The sequence below is a fragment of the Acinetobacter piscicola genome (assembly GCF_002233755.1).
GTDB classification, from domain to species: Bacteria; Pseudomonadota; Gammaproteobacteria; order Pseudomonadales; family Moraxellaceae; genus Acinetobacter; species Acinetobacter piscicola.
The window spans coordinates 23,562-42,831 of record NZ_NIFO01000030.1 but is presented as its reverse complement, the minus strand read 5'-3'; the positions used below and the strand labels follow the sequence as shown (position 1 = coordinate 42,831).

Below are 19,270 nucleotides of genomic sequence, written 5' to 3'. Positions count from 1 at the left end.
CCCCTTTTTAAGTTATTTTCTAAATAGTGTACCGTTTGGTTGTTTATCAATCAAATTTATATAAACACCTATGAATTTAACTAAATTTTGAGCTATTTATATTTGTTATTTTTCTTTAAACTACATTTGACGGTTTTTATCTTTAAAATTAATTCGAATATGGCCTATTTTATAAATAGAAAAACATTATGTTTAGGAGTCTTGCTATTTTTTTGCAACTATTCCTCTGCCAATTCGCCACACAATTTTTTTATGATGACATTGTCTATATTAAGTTATGCGAAATGGAATAGTCCCAACCCTCAATTATGTGTTGTCGATAATCCTGATTATGCAACTCAATTTAGTAGTTACATCAAAAGTACTAAATCTCCATTTTCGGCATTAGCAGTTCATGCGACTGAATTAAAAACACGTCATTGTGATGTGGTCTTTTTTTCTAACACGACTGCTCAAGCAGAGCAAAGTTTGATCAACAAGTCTTTTAACCCTTCAATTCTATCTTTTAGTACAAATAATACCGAATGTGACATCGGGAGCACTTTCTGTTTATTAAGCAACAAATCAGGAAATACCATTTTTAAAGTGAATTTAGATAGTTTGGCGCAGTCTAAAATACATATTGATCCACGTGTTTTATTACTTGCAAAGAATTCGGATTAAATTAATGATCAACAATTTTTTTAAATCGACTTCATTACAAACCTTATTCCGTAAATCTCAATTTACGATCTTTGCGATCACCCTTCTGATTTGTACTTCAACATTCGTCAGTATTTCAATATTTACTGTTGAGTCTTATGCGAAGCAAAATTTGTTATTAATCAGTAGAACTGTTTCTGAGCGTATTCAGCCTGCTTTAGTGTTTTCAGATAAATATGCAATCTCTCAAATTATTGATGAATTTACCATTCAGCATTCTGTTCGTTCAATTCAAGTTTATGATGCTCAAGGTCATGAGATTGCAAAGAGTTTGAAAACCGTTCAGCATTATTCTTATATTCAGAATTTTTTTGATCATATTTTTCTAAAAGAAGCCATCAAGCTAGATGTACAACATCAAGGGCAACACGTAGGTAATGTTGTTCTTTATGGTAGTTCCAATGAAATTCTAATGTTTATTTTCAAAATTTTTATTGGACTTGCTTTTGGAATGCTATTCATGGTTTTTGCATTATGGTGGTCTGTTAATCTAACCTATCGCCATATTATGCATTCTTTCTCACCTCTCATTCAGATCGCAGAATTATTAAAAAGTCAAAAAGCTTATAATTTAAGATTCCCACAAAACGATATTCAAGAATTCCAAGAATTGAACATCGTTTTCAACCAGTTACTGGATGAGATTCAATCTTGGCATACACATCTTCAGAATGAGAACCATGAACTTTCATACCAAGTTCAGCATGATCATTTAACCCAGCTCCCAAATCGTAACTATTTTTTCCAAGTTTTGTGTAATTTATTTGAAGATTCAAAGCAACGTGACAATCTTGCATTATTATTTATCGACAATAATAATTTTAAAGCGATTAATGATCAGTACGGGCATTTGGTTGGAGATGAAGTCCTGAAAGAGATGTCCAACAGACTTAAAAACAATATTCGTCAAAATGATTTTGTAGCTCGGCTTGCGGGTGATGAGTTCGCTATTATTTTACAATCTGTTTCGAAAATCGAACATTTAATTTCTATTGCTGAAAATTTGATAAAATGCTGCGAAGAACCTTTGATTTATAAAGGGCAATCCATTTCGTTTAGTTTCAGTCTAGGTATTGCGCTTTCGAAACATGCTTCTACCCCAGAAGATTTAATTTCTCAAGCGGATCAAGCAATGTATAAGGCAAAATCTTTGCAACATCATTGGTTTATTTATCATTCGTAATTTATTTAAAATGTAGAGAATTGTATATGTCACTTAGAAATTTACAGCTTACGATCCTTGCTGTGTTTTGTTTAGCACTTTCTGGATGTATGAATCTAGGCGGTCTAAGCTACAAACAAGCTCGTGTTGTAAAACAGGAGGGCTTTACTCTTACAGATGAAGGTTGGAGCTTAGGGCTGCCTGAGCGTTTACTTTTTGGTTTTAACGAATCCACCATTAAGCCAGAAAACCAAACAGATATCGCTCGTTTAGCAACACAGCTCAATAAATATAGTTTAGATAAACTCAGAATCGTTGGTCATACAGATAATGTTGGAAATCCTGATTATAATTTAAAACTTTCTGAAGAACGTGCGCAGAGTGTTGCCAACGTGTTTATCACACAAAAATTTGATCCACAAAATTTAAAAGTTGTAGGTAAGGGTTCGACTCAACCTATTCACGATAATGAGACAGAAGAGCATCGTGCTGAAAACCGTCGTGTCACTGTGATTATTATTCCTTAATTTACAGTTTCCAATAATCCAACTTTTTAAAATAGATCTCTTCGGAGATCTTTTTTATGTCTACTGTTTTTAATTGTACTTAAAGTTCAGCTTCTATTTTAAATGCCAAATTTCAGACATAAAAAAACCGCTTGTTAGCGGATAATTTATATTTAAGCTTTCACTTAAATTGGTCGGAGCAGTAGGATTCGAACCTACGACCCCCTGGTCCCAAACCAGGTGCACTACCAGGCTGTGCTATGCTCCGATTTCTCATAAGAGATTGGGGTGGATGAAGGGGCTCGAACCCTCGACAACCGGAATCACAATCCGGGGCTCTACCAACTGAGCTACAACCACCATAACAGCATTTTCAGGATCTATAACATCAAACTACCATAAATGGTGCGCCTGACAGGATTCGAACCTGTGACCATCCGCTTAGAAGGCGGATGCTCTATCCAACTGAGCTACAGGCGCATGACCAATGATACTAAAATATCACATGATTACCTTGCCTTGAAGAATTGGTCGGAGCAGTAGGATTCGAACCTACGACCCCCTGGTCCCAAACCAGGTGCACTACCAGGCTGTGCTATGCTCCGTTCATCTCAGCTTTTTGTATCACACATCGTGCGGTACGGTGTGCATTCTAGGCGTGACGCCCGAAGACGTCAACACCTATCTTGAAAAAAAATTAAAAAAACACTCCAAATGTATATTAATCAAGCATTTCAGATATTTTTTATACAATTTCTAACGTTTTAATTGAGCGCTGAAGTTCAACATGCGATCTAAAGGTAATTTAGCACGCTCTGCAAGCGCAGGATCTACAAAAATTTCTTGATCACCTTTTCGCAGTACATCCAAAATACCATCTAATTCATTCATTGCCATCCATGGACAATGTGCACATGAACGACATGTTGCCCCTTCACCTGCTGTTGGTGCTTCAATCAAGGTTTTATGCGGTACAGCTTGCTGCATTTTATAAAAAATTCCGCGATCCGTAGCCACGATTAAAGTATCTTGCGGAAGCGTCTGAGCTGCTTTGATTAATTGCGATGTACTTCCGACTGCATCTGCAATATCAATTACAGATTCAGGTGACTCTGGATGAACCAATACAGCTGCATTTGGATACAGCGCTTTCATATTGCCAATACCACGCGCACGGAACTCCTCATGCACAATGCATGAACCATCCCATAACAACATTTCTGCACCAGTTTTCTTTTGAATATAACGTCCTAAGTGCTGATCAGGCGCCCAAATGATCTTTTCACCTAAGCTATCCAAATGCTCAATAATCTCAACCGCACAACTTGATGTTACAACCCAATCTGCACGTGCTTTCACGGCTGCTGATGTATTTGCATAAACCACGACAGTATAGTCAGGATGCGCGTCACAGAATGCTGTGAACTCATCAACAGGACAGCCCAAGTCTAATGAACAGGTCGCTTCGAGTGTTGGCATGAGAATGGTTTTTTCAGGAGAAAGAATTTTTGCTGTTTCTCCCATAAATTTCACACCAGCAACCACCAATGTAGACGCTTCATGGTCACGTCCGAAACGCGCCATTTCTAATGAATCAGAAACACAGCCACCTGTCGCTTCTGCAAGCTCTTGCACTTCAGGATCACAATAGTAATGTGCAACCAATACCGCATTACGTTTTTGCAACTCTGCTTTAATTTGCTCAAACTTTTGTTGCTTTAGCTCAGGACTTAAACTGTTGTCCTTCGGTTCACCTAAACGATCTAAATGCGCTTGCACAATCGATTTTGCTTCGTTGGCAATTAAATTATTCGCATCACTCATATGAGGTCTTCTCTTTCCTTGTCGCTGGCGTCATGCTAGCGTTTACACATTTGTGAATTGATTGTACGTTCTACCGCACAGAAATTCACCACGAAAAATGTTTTGTTATAAAAAAGCCTCACAAATGAGGCTCTTTTTATATTTAAAAATTAAGAACGATAATCAGCATTAATCTTGACGTAATCATATGATAAATCACAGGTATAAACCGTATCTTTTGCCTGCCCTCGCCCTAAATCAACACGAATCGTCATTTCAGTTTGTGACATCACACGTGCACCAGCTTCTTCTGTATAGTCAGCCGCAGCACCACCATCCTTACAGATTTGCACATCATCCAACCACACTTGAATTTTTTCAACATCTAAATCTTGAACACCTGCATATCCAATCGCAGCAAGGATGCGTCCCCAATTTGGATCTGATGCAAAAATCGCTGTTTTTACCAATGGAGAATGCGCAATGCTATAGGCAATATCACAACATTCTTGAGTGTCATTTCCACCTTCCACAGTCACAGTAATGAATTTTGTTGCACCTTCACCATCACGGATAATCAACTGTGCTAAGCGTTTCATTACACGTGATAAAACATCTAAAACGATGATATATCGTGGATCTTCAACTGAGCTAATTTCTGTACCACCTGCCAAACCTGTTGCAGCAAAAATACAAGAATCATTTGTAGAAGTATCACCATCAACGGTAATACGGTTAAATGATTGCTCAACACTGACTTTTAACATTTGTTGAACAAGGGGACGTGAAATAGGAACATCTGTTGCAACAAAGCTCAACATCGTTGCCATATTCGGGCGAATCATGCCCGCACCCTTAGATATACCCGTCATGGTATAAGTCACACCATCAAGCTCAAACTGCTCAGAAGCTCCTTTAGGCGTGGTATCCGTGGTCATAATACCCGTAGCAGCATCTACCCATGAGTTTTCATTCAAAGTGTTTAATGCAGGTTGTAAACCTTGCACTAATCTTTCGATCGGAAGTTGCTCACCGATCACACCTGTAGAAAATGGTAGCACTTCAAATTCTTCAACGTGAGCAAGCTCAGCGAGCTTCAAACACGTCAATTGCGCATTTTCCATACCCAATTTACCAGTTCCTGCATTGGCATTGCCTGTATTGATCACTAAATAGCGTGGATTAGCTTGTGCTAAATGTTGCTTTGAAACATGTACTGGAGCTGCACAAAAAGCATTTTGGGTGAATACACCTGCAACATTACTTCCTTGTGCAAATTCAAAAATAACTAAATCTCGTCGATTAGGATAACGTACATACGCCTCAGCAGAGCCAATTTTTACCCCTTGCACCACATGCATATGTGGCATAGACACGTCACCAACAGCCATTTTTAAATGTCCATATGAAATATAATAAGAGCACAGCTTATTAGAAATTTTAATAAAAATCGAGCCTATTAAAATGCTTATCTATTTTTACTATCAGAAATTATTCTTGATTTAAATATAAAATTGAAAAAGCCAGTAAAATTTACTGGCTTTCGTCGTCTTGAATATCAACAAATGTTTATTGTTGAACAGGCGCTGCTGTAACCGCTGTTGCATTGGCAGTTGTAGTATCCACAGCCAATAAAGCTTGTTTTACTTTTTCTTGACTACTTGCAGATAAAGCAGGATTTGAAGCCACAACACGGTTAATGGTTGCAGGTGTCACCGCTGCAATCGCTGCAGTTTTGAGAATAATCGGGCGTCCGCCAGTATTTCCCAAGGTATAGCGAATACCTGTACGTGGGCTAATCACAGTCGTCGTTTCATTTTTCACGACAGTTTGTGCAGTCGTTACACCTGTCGCAGCTTGCACTTTTTCAACCGTTGTTGTTTGCGGTGCAGTATCTGCAAATGCCAATACTGGAATTGCTAAAGTTGCAAAAAATAAAGGTTGTAATAATTTTTTCATTGTCTTTCCACAGAACGATCCAATCCAGCAAGTTAATAGCATTTAATTGACATTCCTGCAATCAAAATTAACTTTCAGTAATAACTTGTAAAAAAAAGCAGAACAATTGTTCTGCTTTTTTGGTCAATTTAAAAGGTCAGTGCAAATTAGAGTTTACCGTGACATTGTTTATACTTCAGACCAGAACCACATGGACATGGCGCATTACGGCTTTCTGGTGCCACAATTTTCATCTCTTCAGTAAATTGTGCATCCACAACAACATTATTTAATTCACCCGTTAAACCATCCACTTCATCATGCGCGAAGTTTAAGCGCATAGACTCAGCTTGAGCTTGTTGTTGAGCTTCCATTTCTGCAAGTTCTTCAGGTGTAGGAATATGTACACGAGAAAGATCCATCACCACATCAGATTTGATCACACCCAACATGTTTACAAATAAGTTAAATGCTTCTTTTTTGTATTCTTGCTCAGGATTTTTCTGTGCATAACCACGTAAATGAATCCCTTGACGTAAATAATCCATCGCAGCCAAATGGTCTTTCCAATGACGATCTAAAGCACCCAACATAAAATGGCGTTCCAATGTTGCAGCAGAATCACCACCCATTTGTTCACGACGGTTTCTATAGCGAGTTATAACTTCGTCAGAAATACGTTCAACCAAAGCTTCTTCATCTAAACGACGATCATCTTCCAACCATTGGCTTACAGCAAGATCAATACCTAAATCTTCTCGTAAAGCAACTTCTAAACCATTGATATCCCATTGATCATGGATTGACTCTGGTGGAATATAATTCTCAATTAAGCCTTTCACAACTTCATGATGCATTTCTTCAATATAATCTTGCAGTGTGCTTTCTTGAAGAATTTCATCACGTTGAGAATAAATAATTTTACGTTGTTCGTTATTTACATCATCGTATTTCAATAAGTTTTTACGAATATCAAAGTTACGTGCTTCTACTTTACGTTGTGCATTTTCAATCGAACGTGACACCATTTTATGTTCAATGGCTTCATTTTCTTGTAAACCCATTGCACGCATCATGCCTACAACACGATCACCTGCGAAAATACGCATCAAATCATCTTCTAAAGACAAGAAGAAACGAGACACACCTGGGTCACCTTGACGACCTGAACGACCACGTAGCTGGTTATCAATACGGCGAGACTCATGACGTTCAGAACCGATGATGTGTAAACCACCTGAACTAATCACCATTTCATTGTTACGATCCCACTCTGCTTTTAGATCAACTTCATCTTGTGCAGTATGGTTTTCAATTTTAGCGAGCTTAGCTTTCCAGTTACCACCAAGTAAAATATCTGTACCACGACCCGCCATGTTAGTCGCAATCGTTACAGCGCGTGGTGAACCTGCCTGCGCAATAATATCTGCTTCACGCTCATGTTGTTTTGCATTCAAAACTTCATGCGTAATTCCAGCTTCTTTCAACTTGTCAGATAGAATTTCAGAAGCTTCAATGGTTGCTGTACCAATCAAAATTGGCGCAACACCTGCTTCGTGGATTTTTTGAATTTCTTCAATAATTGCATTGTATTTACCATTACGATTTAAATAGATTAAATCATTCTGATCATTACGAATCATTGGGCGATGGGTCGGAATAAGTACCACATCTAAGCCATAAATTTCTTTCATTTCCGCCGCTTCAGTATCAGCAGTACCTGTCATACCTGAAAGCTTTTTGTATAAACGGAAATAGTTTTGGAACGTTGTAGTTGCTAAAGTTTGGTTTTCAGGTTGAACTTCTAAACCTTCTTTGGCTTCAACAGCTTGATGCAAGCCTTCTGACCAACGACGTCCAGGCATGGTACGGCCTGTATTTTCATCAACAATCACTACTTCATTTTCATGAATAATATAATGAACATTACGTTGATATAAAAAACGCGCACGAATTGCAGCAGTCACGTGATGCACAAGGTTTAAATTTGCCGGAGAATATAAACTTTCACCCTCAGCCAATAAACCCATTTCAATCAGTTCATTTTCAACCGTTTCAAAACCAACTTCAGTCATTTCTACAGTACGTTGCTTTTCATCGATCCAGAAATGACCACCATCAGCAACTTTTTCTTCTTTCTGAGCTTTTAACTTCGGAGGAATACTATTAATGGCAACATAAAGCTGTGAAGAATCATCACTTTGACCCGAAATAATCAACGGTGTACGTGCTTCATCAATCAAGATCGAATCGACCTCATCGATAATCGCATAAGTGAGACCACGTTGCTTTTTCTCTGCCATAGAGAAAACCATGTTGTCACGCAAATAGTCAAAACCAAACTCGTTGTTTGTACCGTAAGTAATATCTGCACGATAAGCTTCAGCTTTTTCAACAGGTGATTGCATTGAATAAATCACACCGACAGATAAGCCTAAAAACTCATACAATGGGCGGTTAAGCTCAGCATCACGTTGTGCCAAATAATCGTTCACGGTAATGACGTGTACGCCTTGCCCACTAATCGCATTCAGGTATACAGCCAAAGTACCCATGAGGGTTTTACCTTCACCTGTACGCATTTCAGCAATTTTACCTTCATGTAAGGTAATACCACCAATCAACTGAACATCGTAGTGACGCATCCCCATGACACGCTTACCTGCTTCACGACAAACCGCAAATGCTTCTGCTAACAACTGATCTAGACTTTCGCCTTTGTTATACCGTTGTTTGAATTCTTCAGTTTTTGCAGATAAGTCCGCATCGCTTAAAGCTGATATCGTTGGCTCGAGCGCATTGATCTTATCGACAATTTTACGCATCCGTTTGAGTTCACGCTCATTTTTTGTACCGAAGATACCTCCGATCAGACTTACCAACATATAAACTCTCTAAATCTTTGTGAAATAATTTTTTCTCAAACGATATTATGGTGCTAGAAATTTGAAGTACAAGGGTTTTGCACAAAACCCATAAAAAAAATCTGACCACCAGTTCTAGCGAATATGAGCTAAAGCGCATTAATGTAGCAAATTTGATCGATATTTACAGCGAAGAACAGATCAATTACACGATTTTTTTTCATGGTTTGATTCTGCAATATCTATTTTCCAGATAAAGAAATATAAAAACACTATTTTTAATTATAAAAAATCTACGCAATAGTATTCATGACGAGCAAATAACGAACTACTTTTCTAAATATTGAGGTTTTAAAATGACTTTACGATTAGGCGATATAGCCCCTGACTTTAAACAAGAATCAAGCCAAGGCGCAATTCAGTTTTATGATTATTTAGATAATCACTGGGGAATCTTATTTTCACACCCTGCCGATTACACACCTGTTTGTACAACTGAACTTGGCTACACAGCAAAATTAAAAGATGAATTTGAAAAACGAGGCGTGAAAGCCATCGCACTGTCTGTAGATGATGTTGAGTCGCATAAAGGCTGGATTGACGATATAAATGAAACCCAAGTGACTCAAGTCAATTTTCCGATCATTGCAGATAAAGATCGTAAGGTTTCAACACTCTATGATTTTATTCATCCCAATGCGAGTGAAACGCTGACAGTACGTTCATTGGTGATTATCGATCCAAATAAAAAAGTTCGATTAATTATTACTTACCCTGCCTCTACTGGACGAAACTTTAAAGAAATTTTACGTGTCGTGGATTCACTACAACTGACAGACAAATTTAAAGTGGCAACACCTGCCAACTGGCAAGATGGTGAAGATGTCGTGATTGTACCTTCACTCAAAGATGAAGCTGAATTAAAACAGCGCTTTCCTAAAGGTTATACAGCGGTTAAACCCTATTTACGTTTAACACCACAACCCGATAAAAACTAAAAAACTGTACTCAATCATCAGTATTTATATTCAAACAGCTTATTGCAGTCACTGCTAGATCTAACGAAGAACTCAGACATTGTAATAAGCTGTTTTTATTTGAAATCCCCATGTATTCTTTATGAAAATTAGAATAATAATTAAAGTTAAACCACTATTTTACAAAAAAGTTTCTTGGCTATAGAACAAAATACATGCAACTCTGTTAATATCTTTTTCAATAACAAATGTTCTTTTATTAACAACAAACATTGAGAAAAATATGAAAGGTACGATTTTAGATTACAGTATACAAAGCAACTCTGGTGTGATTAGCGGAGATGATCAAATCCGTTATCCTTTTACTGGGACAGAATGGAAAGGACAAACTCCACCAAACCGTGGCATGCGTATTGATTTTGATGTTGATAGTATGGGCAATGCTTTACAGATCTATACTGAACTCAAGACTAACAATACGCTTCAAAGTATCAACAAGCAGTTAGATCAAATTTCGAATCTCAACCAAGACGAAGAACAATACAATCCGATTGATTGGTTTGTAAAATGCATAAAACAATATGTAACTTTTGATGGTCGCGCACGTCGTAAAGAATTTTGGTTTTTTATGTTAGTATGTATTGGTTTAGGTATTGTTACACAAATCGTTGATAGTATTATTGGTACTGCACCACTACTGAATGGCTTATTAAATCTGGCATTATTTTTACCAAGCCTTGCAGTCGGTGCACGTCGCTTACATGATGTTGGTCGCTCTGGTTGGTGGCAACTGATTGCGTTGACAGGAATTGGACTTATTCTGCTTATCGTGTGGTGGGCGACAGACACTAAACAAGAACAGAATGAATATGGCCCTCCTGCACGTTAATTCATCTTGAAAAAAATAAAGGGCTAATTAGCCCTTTATTTTTGAATCTACGAAATCAATTTTACTCAACCATATTTACGAGCAAAGTCTTGATCAGAAGTACAGAGATAAATAATAAATTCAATAAAAGCAACAATTGAAGGAATAAACGTCCAACAGAAAACGAGGTAAACAATTCCCCAACCGATTTGACCTAAATAGAATTTATGTGCGCCAAATCCACCTAAAAAGAATGCCAATAACGCAGCAACGATACGATTTTTTTCACCTAATTGATTCGGCAACTGAATAGATTGATTCGTGAGATAAATTTCAATCGCTTGCCCAGCTCCATCAATTGCAAAATCGACACGCTGACCACGATTTGGCGCATGCTGATTACGCCACTGCACCCCAGAAAACTGATATCTATTTTGATCATCACCCGTGATCACACCTGAATTAGTTTGTACTGAATAATCAAGTATTTGACCTTTCATGCTTTTCCTTATTTTTCTTGATAATTTAAGACATCAGTATAAAAATTATCAATCAATTTTTCAAATAATTTCTTATATTTTGAGAGTTTAAAGCAGGGTTTGAAAATAAAAAAAAGACACTTTCGTGTCTTTTCTATCATAACTCAGTCTTACGCAGGAATACGTAAAACTTGTCCTGGGAAAATCTCATCAGGATCTTTAAGCATTGGTTTATTTGCTTCAAAAATTTTAGGATATTTATTGGCATCGCCATAAACTTCTTTGGCAATTTTAGATAAGTTATCACCAGATTTAACCGTATAGAACTTACTTTCAGGCTCTGGAGTGACGACTGTCATTTGGTCGTCAACTTGAGCAACATGATCAATATTACCTACAGCAAGAATAATTTTTTCTTTATCTGCCTGTGTCTGCACTTGACCTTGAATGGTTGCTAGATCAGTTGCGCCATTATAGCTCACCGAAAGCCCTGTTACAGGTAAACCAAGCGCTTTAATATGACCTAATAATTTATTTGCAATTTCCTGAGCAGATGGCTCAGAAGGTGTCGCTGGTGCTGCTTGAGGTTCAGCAGGTGCTGTATTTTTTTTACCAATTCCTTTAATAAAATCAAAAAGACCCATGTGATTACTCCATATAAATAGTGAACTTGTTTTACTGTGAATGATTTCTATTGTGTTATAAAAATTTATAAACCTTATTCTTATAGCTAAAAAACATACTGAATAACGTTGTCATTGGTGACATAAACGTAACGTTATGTAACTCACATTTTTCTTCAAAAACAAATCCATTTCCTCAAAATATAAAAAAACCACCTTAACGGTGGCTTTTACGCGTAACAACAACGTGTTACACAGTCAACTGATTAACCAAGTTTTTTAGTTACATAGTCGATCGCTGATTGAACAGTCGTGATTTCGTTAGAATCTTCATCAGGAATAGTGATGTCGAAGTCATTTTCGAAAGACATAACAAGTTCTACTAAATCTAAAGAATCAGCACCTAAGTCATCCATGAAAGATGCTTCGTTTTTGATTTCTTCAGCTTTGATACCTAATTGTTCTGCAACAGCTTGTTTAATGCGTTGTTCGATATCGCTCACAGGAATTCTCCTCATTGCTTGTGGCGGCGTTTTAATTGCCTGATAGTTTAATTGAATATTTAGTTTTTTCAAAGTTTATACATCGCATTAAGCCATGTATAAACCACCATTTACGTGTATTACTGTACCTGTGATGTAACTGGCTTTATCAGAAGCCAAAAAACTCACTGCATTTGCAATATCTTGCGTTTCACCAAAACGGTTTAACGCAACTTGATCGCTCATTTTTTTACGAATATCTTCGCTTAATTGTTCCGTCATTTCAGTCGCAATAAAGCCTGGTGCAATCGAGTTTACAGTAATCTGACGACTTCCCATCTCTTTTGCAAGACTACGACTAAATGCTTCAATTCCAGCTTTCGCAGCAGAATAATTCGCTTGCCCCGGGTTGGCAAAATGCGCAACCACTGAACTGATATTGATAATGCGACCAAAGCGGGCTTTTGTCATACCTTTCAATACGCGTTTAGACAAACGGAATACGGCTTTAAGATGAATATTTAAAATATCATCCCAATCTTCTTCTGACATACGCAATAAAAGATTGTCTTTGGTAATGCCTGCATTATTTACAAGTACCATCACCGAACCATATTTTTGTTCAATATCTGATACCAATGCATCAATTGCTGCACCATCACGTACATCCAAAATAGTACCTGCACCATTTTCAGCAAAAGCTACAGAAAGTTTTTCTGCGCCTGCTTCTGAAGTCGCTGTACCTACTACAAAATAACCGTCTTGTATAAGTTGTTGAGCGATGGCTGCGCCAATCCCTCTACTCGCACCTGTAACTAATGCGACTTTTCTTTCTTGTGTCATGCAATTTTCCCTTCAGCCACTAATATCGCATTCAGCGCATCTTCCATGCGACTTTGTGTGTCGAGTGGGAATGCTTTTTCAATATTAGGTAAACGTTTTGCTAAGTTCGCCAATACATTACCTGGCCCGCACTCTGCAACATATTGAATTCCTTGGTCTTGAAGGAATTGCATCGTTTTGGTCCATTGTACTGATTGATACAACTGAGCTGTCAATGCTTGACGTAATTGCACTGTATCTACTGCAATTTCTGCGTTTACATTTTGTATTACAGGAATACTAGGCAACTCAATGGCAGTATGTTCCAAAGCTTCTGCAAACTGCTCTGCCGCAGGTTTCATCAATGAACAATGCGATGGCACTGAAACAGGCAATGCAATTGCTTTACCGCCATTTTCTTTTGCAGATGCCATAACAACATCAACCAAAGCTTTAGTACCCGCAATTACAACTTGACCTTGTGCATTGTAATTTGCCGCTTCAACTGCACCACCACCTTGAGCACTGGCTTGATTGCAGAGCTCAATGACTTTAGCATCATCTAAACCAAGAATAGCAGCCATTCCGCCTTGACCTTGCGGTACGGCAGATTGCATAAGTTTGCCACGCAAGTGAACCAATTTTACAGCATCGGCCAGTGTCATTGAATTTGCCGCGACTAAAGCGCTGTATTCACCCAATGAATGCCCTGCAAGATACTTCGGCGCAACACCGCCTAAATCCAACCATACACGCCACAATGCAATACTTGCGGTGAGAAGAACAGGTTGAGTATTTTCAGTTTGATCTAAACCTTCGCCACTTTGTGCGATGTGCCATAAATCGAAACCGATTGCGTCTGAAGCTTCGACAAAAGTTTCTTGCACACCACTAAACTGTTCTGCAAGTTCAGCGAGCATGCCCACTTTTTGTGATCCCTGTCCAGGAAACAAAAATGCAGTTTTGGTCGCTTGAGCTGCTTGTTCGAGTCGTCTAGCAGACATATATAAGTCCCTTATTTAATCTTGATCGTTTCCGATGTGGCAATTTTACAGTAAAAAAAAATTATTTTAATTGCGAAATACAACAAAAAAGCAAAGATACTAAAAACAAAAAAAGGGAGCTTTCGCTCCCATTTTTTTCATTAAGCTCACGCTTAATACTGTCTCAATTATTCAGCATCAGCTGCTTTAGCGAATAATTGACGACCACGGTAAATACCATCTTTAGTCACGTGGTGACGGCGATGAGTTTCACCAGTAGTTTGGTCTACAGTTAATGCATTCTCGGTTAAAGCGTCATGTGAACGGCGCATGTCACGGCGAGAGCGACTTTTACGGTTTTGCTGAACGGCCATGATGGCTCCTTACAAATCGAAAAAATGGATCAGAACAAATTCGGTTGTCTTAACTTAACAGTATAACACAAAATTTAGTTAAGTTTACCCTTCAAACTTGCCAAAACATCAAACGGGTTATCCCGTTTTTCTTCGACAATGTCCTGAACGGCAGGTTGATGCTTATGCTCACAAGCATCATGCTTAGGAGACAAAGGCATCAACAATAACAATTCATCTTCTAAAAGTGCAAGTAAATCAACAGTTGCGGGGGTATTACTTGCATAATCCCCTTTAGTTGTCGCTTCACTTTCACCTAGCACGATGAAATCAGCATCCTCATCCAAGCGCTCTATCAGTGACTCATCGTCCATTAAAGCTATATGTACGTTAGAAACTAATGGTATTTCAACGGGTTCCAAACAACGTTGGCACTCCATTGGAACATTCGTTTCTACACGACCATCTAACCATACGATACGATGATACGCATCCATTGATAGCTTACAGTCTATGGTGATCAATTGATCATCAATTGATCCAACAGCTTCACGGGAAATTCGAACAAAGCGAGATAATGGCAGTGTACCTGACCATTTAAAGCCCTGTTCAGCCCATTTAAACGGCTCTATCTGTGCCGGAAAGGTATTTGCTGACATAATTAAGGCGGCAATTCTACAAATTCATCGGTACTCTGTCAAAGATTAAGATACAATTTTGTACTTATTTAGACAGATCATTTGGGTAATACAAGTTATGCATCAGTTGCAGCCGCAACCTGAAGTCACTACTTCATCACAGTTCAACACACATTTATCTTCAAATTCTGCTGAAAACATAGCCCATGTGCAACGTTTACAGTGGGTAGATTTGCAGAGTGAAATTCAACAGGTCGACTGGCTTATCTTACACTTTAATCAATGGTTTTCCCACTTAAATGTTGAACTCGTCCGCGGAGACTTCGAACCTGAGTATTTTCCTGCATTAGATCAAGCGCCTGCACGTATTCAATTTGCGCATGGTTTTTTCAATAGTGCCTTACACGAAATCAGTCATTGGTCGATTGCAGGAGAAAAGCGCCGTTTATTGCCTGATTTAGGTTATTGGTACGCACCTGATGGTCGTACAGCAGAACAGCAAGCTTTGTTTGAACAAGTGGAAATAAAACCTCAAGCCATTGAATGGTTGTTTTCAAAAGCCTTTGGTCGGAAATTTCGTGTTTCTTTGGATAATCTAACGGGTGAAGGTGGCAATGGTACAACGTTTAAAGACAATGTTTTTGTGCAAGTACAAGCTTATTTTTCAGGTGAAGCACAACTTCCTCGGGATGCGAAATACTTAATTGAATGTATCTGTACATCAATAAGAAGTGGCAAAACATTACACAGCGCAGAATTTAATCGAAAAGATTTAGATTAGATATTTTAATCGTTCTAATATAAGTTCTTTTAGCTTTGAATGATTTTTTAAGGATCTTTTAGAACCCAAAATTTAATCGGTCTAGATTGTTATAAAATACAGCGTTGATTTCAAATTTAGCTAAATTGATAATGGATTAATAATCTATTCACATTTGCAATATATATTATTTTTTAATATTGATTACAAATAATAGTGTTTTATTTCATCTATTTTCAATACCATATCACTATAGAGAATTTGAATCAGGAGAAAAATAATGCTGCATTTAAGAGTACATCCTGACAATCCACAAACCAGACTAATTGACCAAGCTGTTGAGCGCATTCGTGCGGGCGATGTTATTGTCTATCCGACGGATGCTGCTTATGCTATCGGCTGTCAGATTGGAAATAAAAATGCGATGGAACGCATTGCACGAATTCGTGGCTTAGGTGCAAAGCACCAGTACGCCATCATTTGCGCTGATTTATCTGATATTGCAACCTATGCAAAAGTCGATAATGCAATGTACCGTTTGCTTAAAGCAAACACTCCTGCAGTGACAACATTCATTCTACCTGCGACCAGTGAAGTCCCTCGCCGTTTGATGCATCCTAAGAAAAAAACCATTGGTTTACGTGTTCCAAGTAATCCTGTATGTCACATGCTACTTCAAGCTTTAGGTGAGCCATTACTGACAAGTACTTTGATTCTTCCTGGCCAAGATGCCCCCATGGATGATCCTTATGATATTGAACAACAACTTGAAAAACGTATTGATGTGTTTATTGATAGTGGCTTAGGTACTTTAACCACCACCAGTATTGTGGATTTATCGGGTGCAAATCCTGAAATTATCCGTAGAGGTGTTGGTGATGTAAGCGCTTTTGAATAAGCGCTTTTTTTTCCAAATAAACATGATTATAATTTTCAAAGCTTTCTATAAAAATCATCATTTAGCTTTTTAAATAATGTTTTAAATGTTGTTTGGGGATGCTATGGATTTACTCACAACACTCTTAAACGTTGACAATCTACAAAACGATCAAATTTTATTTGTAGAACAACCGTGGACACCTGAATCAGAAGTAGAGGTCAGAACGACAACTCAAATTCAAAATAATGACCGAAAGAATTTTAAATATTTTATAAAGATTTCTGAACTTAGATTATTATTGCTCCGTTTCGAAATGCGAAACCTATGTTTAAGAGACAATTGCTATCTCGTCATTGAACATGTTCTTGATCATCAAACCACAACATAAGCTTTTAATTTTAAATTATTTTTACTTTCCCCCAATGGAAAATGTTCAAGATTTCATCTTAATAATGATTTAGATTTAATCTTTTCTTTTAGCGATAAAGTTCATGCAATTGAATAGAAATTTATCGCTAAAATTGCTTAATTACGAATAATCGGTGTTTCCCAACCATCATATTCCCCACCATTTTCAGTACATAACTCTACCAATTCCCAAGTCACTTCATTAATACTCTTCAATTCAACACTATCAATGCGTACCAGTTGTACACAATATGGATTTATACTTTCCTCATTCAATGACTGATCAATAACTTCATAGCCTCTTTTTTGTATAGCAGTAAGAAATATATCTTTTCCTTCATTTGTTTGAAAATAACACCAATGCTCAACAGGACGTTTTACTGTCAAAACATCACCATGCTTTTCAAGATTCATAATCACTCGGTTATTCTGCATACTTTGCATGGCATAAATATTTGGATAAATACTTTCACGGTAAACCGTCCAATTTGGATCATCCTTTAGACCAAAATTAATTTTGTAGTTAGCAAATTCATCAACAATTTGTTGAATACCCTGCTTTTCATATTTATCTTCTTTAAAATAGAAGTAGAACTCACAAACTCCATCATGTATGAGTCTTCCAACATAAATAGCATTAAGCTTCTTTGTAATTTGAGCTATAAATTCATCCTCCAATGACATCAAAGCGTTGTACTCTTGATCTGTCGTCATGCCATCACCATTAGGATCATTTAATATCAACTCAACCCATAGCAAAGCACTTTTTTCAACTATAGGAATAATGTTAATTAAAGCGAGATTCAGAAAATAACTTCCCACCTTTCCATCTATATCACATAAATAAAAATCCCAATCTTGAGGTAATTGAATAGTTTGTTCTTTATCTTGAGTATTTTTCTTGAAAAATCTATCTAAAAGTCCCATTTTCCACCATTTTTATAAAAAATTACTAATTTCAACCTGAGTTCGATATAAAAAAAGAGTAGAAAAAAGCCTTAGTGTTTGTAACGTATTGGTTCTCAAGACAAAACATTACAACACAAGGCTTTTCTATGGATCATATTACCGAATTATTTTGTATTTTGGATGATTTTTGCAAAATATTTAATGAATCTTTAGAGAAATCCCTGATTTCTGATCAGAATCAATCAACACAAAAATCAGCTTTAAGCCTATCTGAAGTCATGACAATTGTGATCTTATTTCATGAGAGTTATTACTCGCAAGGGGTTATAGATTCTTTAAATATTTTTATTGTTACATGGTCGTTCCTTTCTGGAAATCAGCTTTCCCTAAACTTCTTAGCTATAACCGTTTTATTGAAATTATGCCTCGTTGTTTACAAGCATTAAGCTGTTTCTTTCATCAAGTCAAAGGAACAGACACAGGTGTTAGTATTATCGATTCAACTAAATTAGTGGTTTGTCATAATCTCAGAATTAAAAGACACCATGTATTTAAAGACTTAGCAAACCGTGGGAAAAGTAGTACAGGGTGGTTTTATGGATTTAAATTGCATATTGTGATCAATAGTTTAGGTAAAATCATTAACTTAAAAGTTACATCAGGCAATGTCCATGATGTAGCAGTCATTGAAGCACTTACTTTAGAGTTAAAGGGAATATTACTTGGTGATAAAGGCTATCTGAGTAAAGCAAAAGCAGAGGCTTTAGCCGCTAGAGGGTTAAAATTATTAACACCCTCGCGTAAGAATATGAAGCATGCACAACCAAAAACATTACATGAAAAAGAGTTATTATCCCGACGAGGTTTGATTGAGACGGTGAATGATCAATTGAAGAATTTACATCAAGTTGAACATTCGCGTCACCGTTCAGTCAATAATTTTATGGTGAATATCATGGCGGCAGTCGTGGCTTATTGTTTAAATCCCAATAAACCTACTTTCAAAAACATGATTACAAATTAAGCTTATTTCATCGAACTCAGGTTAATTTCAAATTACTTTCAAAATATGCTTTATCCGACAACTTTAAACAAGAAATATTTGCTGTTGAA

Annotated in this window: 20 protein-coding genes, 4 tRNA genes and 1 pseudogene; 9 read left to right on the top strand and 16 right to left on the bottom strand. The window is 37.2% G+C overall.

Translation table 11 applies throughout. From position 1 onward, the window contains the following. The first annotated feature begins 252 nt into the window (after positions 1 to 252). Genes CDA10_RS15650 through CDA10_RS15640 form a run of 3 tightly spaced genes read left to right on the top strand, consistent with a single transcriptional unit; the run spans position 253 to position 2,391 of the window. Entirely contained in the window at positions 253 to 663 is a 411-nt protein-coding gene (locus CDA10_RS15650; protein ID WP_456049116.1) for a regulatory sequestration protein YfiR, read from the top strand. Positions 664 to 667: 4 nt separating this feature from the next. Beyond that, entirely contained in the window at positions 668 to 1,885 is a 1,218-nt protein-coding gene (locus CDA10_RS15645) for a diguanylate cyclase DgcN/YfiN (protein WP_089606500.1), read from the top strand. Positions 1,886 to 1,911: 26 nt separating this feature from the next. Continuing rightward, a complete protein-coding gene (locus tag CDA10_RS15640; RefSeq protein WP_089606499.1) occupies positions 1,912 to 2,391 on the top strand; it encodes an outer membrane lipoprotein YfiB in 480 nt (159 codons plus the stop codon). A gap of 170 nt (positions 2,392 to 2,561) precedes the next feature. On the opposite strand, the gene CDA10_RS15635 is transcribed toward CDA10_RS15640, so the two are convergent. The 8 genes from CDA10_RS15635 to secA all read right to left on the bottom strand — a co-directional run bounded on the left by CDA10_RS15635 (position 2,562) and on the right by secA (position 8,996). Further along, positions 2,562 to 2,638, bottom strand: a tRNA-Pro gene (locus CDA10_RS15635). 16 nt (positions 2,639 to 2,654) lie between these two features. Then, positions 2,655 to 2,730 (bottom strand) — tRNA-His (locus CDA10_RS15630). Positions 2,731 to 2,773: 43 nt separating this feature from the next. Continuing rightward, positions 2,774 to 2,850: transfer RNA gene (locus CDA10_RS15625), tRNA-Arg, on the bottom strand. Between the two features lie 48 nt (positions 2,851 to 2,898). Continuing rightward, a tRNA-Pro gene (locus tag CDA10_RS15620) sits at positions 2,899 to 2,975 on the bottom strand. Positions 2,976 to 3,126: 151 nt separating this feature from the next. Then, entirely contained in the window at positions 3,127 to 4,194 is a 1,068-nt protein-coding gene (gene nadA, locus CDA10_RS15615; RefSeq protein WP_089606498.1) for a quinolinate synthase NadA, read from the bottom strand. A gap of 149 nt (positions 4,195 to 4,343) precedes the next feature. Further along, positions 4,344 to 5,564 (bottom strand): bifunctional glutamate N-acetyltransferase/amino-acid acetyltransferase ArgJ, encoded by a 1,221-nt coding sequence (gene argJ, locus CDA10_RS15610; RefSeq protein ID WP_089606497.1) that lies wholly within the window; start codon positions 5,562 to 5,564, stop codon positions 4,344 to 4,346. 178 nt (positions 5,565 to 5,742) lie between these two features. Further along, positions 5,743 to 6,132 (bottom strand): hypothetical protein, encoded by a 390-nt coding sequence (locus CDA10_RS15605; RefSeq protein WP_089606496.1) that lies wholly within the window; start codon positions 6,130 to 6,132, stop codon positions 5,743 to 5,745. Positions 6,133 to 6,278: 146 nt separating this feature from the next. Continuing rightward, a complete protein-coding gene (secA, locus tag CDA10_RS15600; RefSeq protein ID WP_089606495.1) occupies positions 6,279 to 8,996 on the bottom strand; it encodes a preprotein translocase subunit SecA in 2,718 nt (905 codons plus the stop codon). Positions 8,997 to 9,331: 335 nt separating this feature from the next. Between secA and CDA10_RS15595 the strand changes: the two genes are divergently transcribed. Beyond that, positions 9,332 to 9,973: a peroxiredoxin gene (locus CDA10_RS15595; protein ID WP_089606494.1), complete on the top strand. Its 642-nt coding sequence runs from the start codon at positions 9,332 to 9,334 to the stop codon at positions 9,971 to 9,973. A gap of 262 nt (positions 9,974 to 10,235) precedes the next feature. Beyond that, positions 10,236 to 10,841: a DUF805 domain-containing protein gene (locus CDA10_RS15590; protein WP_089606493.1), complete on the top strand. Its 606-nt coding sequence runs from the start codon at positions 10,236 to 10,238 to the stop codon at positions 10,839 to 10,841. Between the two features lie 65 nt (positions 10,842 to 10,906). On the opposite strand, the gene CDA10_RS15585 is transcribed toward CDA10_RS15590, so the two are convergent. The 7 genes from CDA10_RS15585 to CDA10_RS15555 all read right to left on the bottom strand — a co-directional run bounded on the left by CDA10_RS15585 (position 10,907) and on the right by CDA10_RS15555 (position 15,221). Then, on the bottom strand, positions 10,907 to 11,320 hold the full coding sequence (locus CDA10_RS15585; protein ID WP_089606492.1) for a TM2 domain-containing protein: 414 nt from the start codon (positions 11,318 to 11,320) through the stop codon (positions 10,907 to 10,909). A gap of 149 nt (positions 11,321 to 11,469) precedes the next feature. After that, positions 11,470 to 11,943 (bottom strand): peptidoglycan-binding protein LysM, encoded by a 474-nt coding sequence (lysM, locus tag CDA10_RS15580; protein ID WP_010113715.1) that lies wholly within the window; start codon positions 11,941 to 11,943, stop codon positions 11,470 to 11,472. Between the two features lie 245 nt (positions 11,944 to 12,188). Beyond that, positions 12,189 to 12,425, bottom strand: a complete 237-nt coding sequence (gene acpP / locus CDA10_RS15575) for an acyl carrier protein (RefSeq protein WP_004723957.1) — start codon at positions 12,423 to 12,425, stop codon at positions 12,189 to 12,191. 87 nt (positions 12,426 to 12,512) lie between these two features. Next, positions 12,513 to 13,247, bottom strand: a complete 735-nt coding sequence (gene fabG / locus CDA10_RS15570) for a 3-oxoacyl-ACP reductase FabG (protein ID WP_089606491.1) — start codon at positions 13,245 to 13,247, stop codon at positions 12,513 to 12,515. Further along, on the bottom strand, positions 13,244 to 14,230 hold the full coding sequence (fabD, locus tag CDA10_RS15565; RefSeq protein WP_089606490.1) for an ACP S-malonyltransferase: 987 nt from the start codon (positions 14,228 to 14,230) through the stop codon (positions 13,244 to 13,246). Before fabD ends, fabG begins: the two co-directional genes overlap by 4 nt. A 167-nt stretch (positions 14,231 to 14,397) precedes the next feature. Further along, positions 14,398 to 14,583, bottom strand: a complete 186-nt coding sequence (gene rpmF / locus CDA10_RS15560) for a 50S ribosomal protein L32 (protein WP_004922151.1) — start codon at positions 14,581 to 14,583, stop codon at positions 14,398 to 14,400. 74 nt (positions 14,584 to 14,657) lie between these two features. After that, the gene (locus CDA10_RS15555; protein ID WP_089606489.1) at positions 14,658 to 15,221 is read right to left on the bottom strand and encodes a YceD family protein; all 564 of its coding nucleotides are present in this window, start codon (positions 15,219 to 15,221) and stop codon (positions 14,658 to 14,660) included. Positions 15,222 to 15,318: 97 nt separating this feature from the next. Here CDA10_RS15555 and CDA10_RS15550 point away from each other — a divergent pair, with 97 nt between their 5' ends. From CDA10_RS15550 to CDA10_RS15540, 3 genes are all read left to right on the top strand, one after another. Further along, the gene (locus tag CDA10_RS15550; RefSeq protein ID WP_089606488.1) at positions 15,319 to 15,981 is read left to right on the top strand and encodes an elongation factor P hydroxylase; all 663 of its coding nucleotides are present in this window, start codon (positions 15,319 to 15,321) and stop codon (positions 15,979 to 15,981) included. A 259-nt stretch (positions 15,982 to 16,240) separates the two neighbouring features. Further along, positions 16,241 to 16,858, top strand: a complete 618-nt coding sequence (locus tag CDA10_RS15545) for an L-threonylcarbamoyladenylate synthase (protein WP_089606487.1) — start codon at positions 16,241 to 16,243, stop codon at positions 16,856 to 16,858. Positions 16,859 to 16,961: 103 nt separating this feature from the next. Beyond that, the gene (locus tag CDA10_RS15540) at positions 16,962 to 17,228 is read left to right on the top strand and encodes a hypothetical protein (protein ID WP_089606486.1); all 267 of its coding nucleotides are present in this window, start codon (positions 16,962 to 16,964) and stop codon (positions 17,226 to 17,228) included. Positions 17,229 to 17,365: 137 nt separating this feature from the next. On the opposite strand, the gene CDA10_RS15535 is transcribed toward CDA10_RS15540, so the two are convergent. Next, the gene (locus CDA10_RS15535; protein WP_089606485.1) at positions 17,366 to 18,175 is read right to left on the bottom strand and encodes a DUF695 domain-containing protein; all 810 of its coding nucleotides are present in this window, start codon (positions 18,173 to 18,175) and stop codon (positions 17,366 to 17,368) included. A 128-nt stretch (positions 18,176 to 18,303) separates the two neighbouring features. Here CDA10_RS15535 and CDA10_RS15530 point away from each other — a divergent pair. Further along, a pseudogene (locus CDA10_RS15530) lies at positions 18,304 to 19,181 on the top strand (IS982 family transposase). Positions 19,182 to 19,270 lie beyond the last annotated feature (89 nt).

Excerpts from the sequence above, each read along its gene's own strand:
- rpmF (WP_004922151.1), bottom strand. The coding sequence starts at position 14,583 with ATGGCCGTTCAGCAAAACCGTAAAAGTCGCTCTCGCCGTGACATGCGC.
- CDA10_RS15545 (WP_089606487.1), top strand. The coding sequence starts at position 16,241 with ATGCTGCATTTAAGAGTACATCCTGACAATCCACAAACCAGACTAATT.
- fabG (WP_089606491.1), bottom strand. The coding sequence starts at position 13,247 with ATGACACAAGAAAGAAAAGTCGCATTAGTTACAGGTGCGAGTAGAGGG.
- CDA10_RS15550 (WP_089606488.1), top strand. The coding sequence starts at position 15,319 with ATGCATCAGTTGCAGCCGCAACCTGAAGTCACTACTTCATCACAGTTC.
- CDA10_RS15650 (WP_456049116.1), top strand. The coding sequence starts at position 253 with ATGATGACATTGTCTATATTAAGTTATGCGAAATGGAATAGTCCCAAC.
- nadA (WP_089606498.1), bottom strand. The coding sequence starts at position 4,194 with ATGAGTGATGCGAATAATTTAATTGCCAACGAAGCAAAATCGATTGTG.
- CDA10_RS15590 (WP_089606493.1), top strand. The coding sequence starts at position 10,236 with ATGAAAGGTACGATTTTAGATTACAGTATACAAAGCAACTCTGGTGTG.
- CDA10_RS15640 (WP_089606499.1), top strand. The coding sequence starts at position 1,912 with ATGTCACTTAGAAATTTACAGCTTACGATCCTTGCTGTGTTTTGTTTA.
- CDA10_RS15535 (WP_089606485.1), bottom strand. The coding sequence starts at position 18,175 with ATGGGACTTTTAGATAGATTTTTCAAGAAAAATACTCAAGATAAAGAA.
- secA (WP_089606495.1), bottom strand. The coding sequence starts at position 8,996 with ATGTTGGTAAGTCTGATCGGAGGTATCTTCGGTACAAAAAATGAGCGT.
- CDA10_RS15605 (WP_089606496.1), bottom strand. The coding sequence starts at position 6,132 with ATGAAAAAATTATTACAACCTTTATTTTTTGCAACTTTAGCAATTCCA.
- CDA10_RS15555 (WP_089606489.1), bottom strand. The coding sequence starts at position 15,221 with ATGTCAGCAAATACCTTTCCGGCACAGATAGAGCCGTTTAAATGGGCT.
- CDA10_RS15540 (WP_089606486.1), top strand. The coding sequence starts at position 16,962 with ATGGATTTACTCACAACACTCTTAAACGTTGACAATCTACAAAACGAT.
- CDA10_RS15645 (WP_089606500.1), top strand. The coding sequence starts at position 668 with ATGATCAACAATTTTTTTAAATCGACTTCATTACAAACCTTATTCCGT.
- CDA10_RS15585 (WP_089606492.1), bottom strand. The coding sequence starts at position 11,320 with ATGAAAGGTCAAATACTTGATTATTCAGTACAAACTAATTCAGGTGTG.
- lysM (WP_010113715.1), bottom strand. The coding sequence starts at position 11,943 with ATGGGTCTTTTTGATTTTATTAAAGGAATTGGTAAAAAAAATACAGCA.
- argJ (WP_089606497.1), bottom strand. The coding sequence starts at position 5,564 with ATGGCTGTTGGTGACGTGTCTATGCCACATATGCATGTGGTGCAAGGG.
- fabD (WP_089606490.1), bottom strand. The coding sequence starts at position 14,230 with ATGTCTGCTAGACGACTCGAACAAGCAGCTCAAGCGACCAAAACTGCA.
- CDA10_RS15595 (WP_089606494.1), top strand. The coding sequence starts at position 9,332 with ATGACTTTACGATTAGGCGATATAGCCCCTGACTTTAAACAAGAATCA.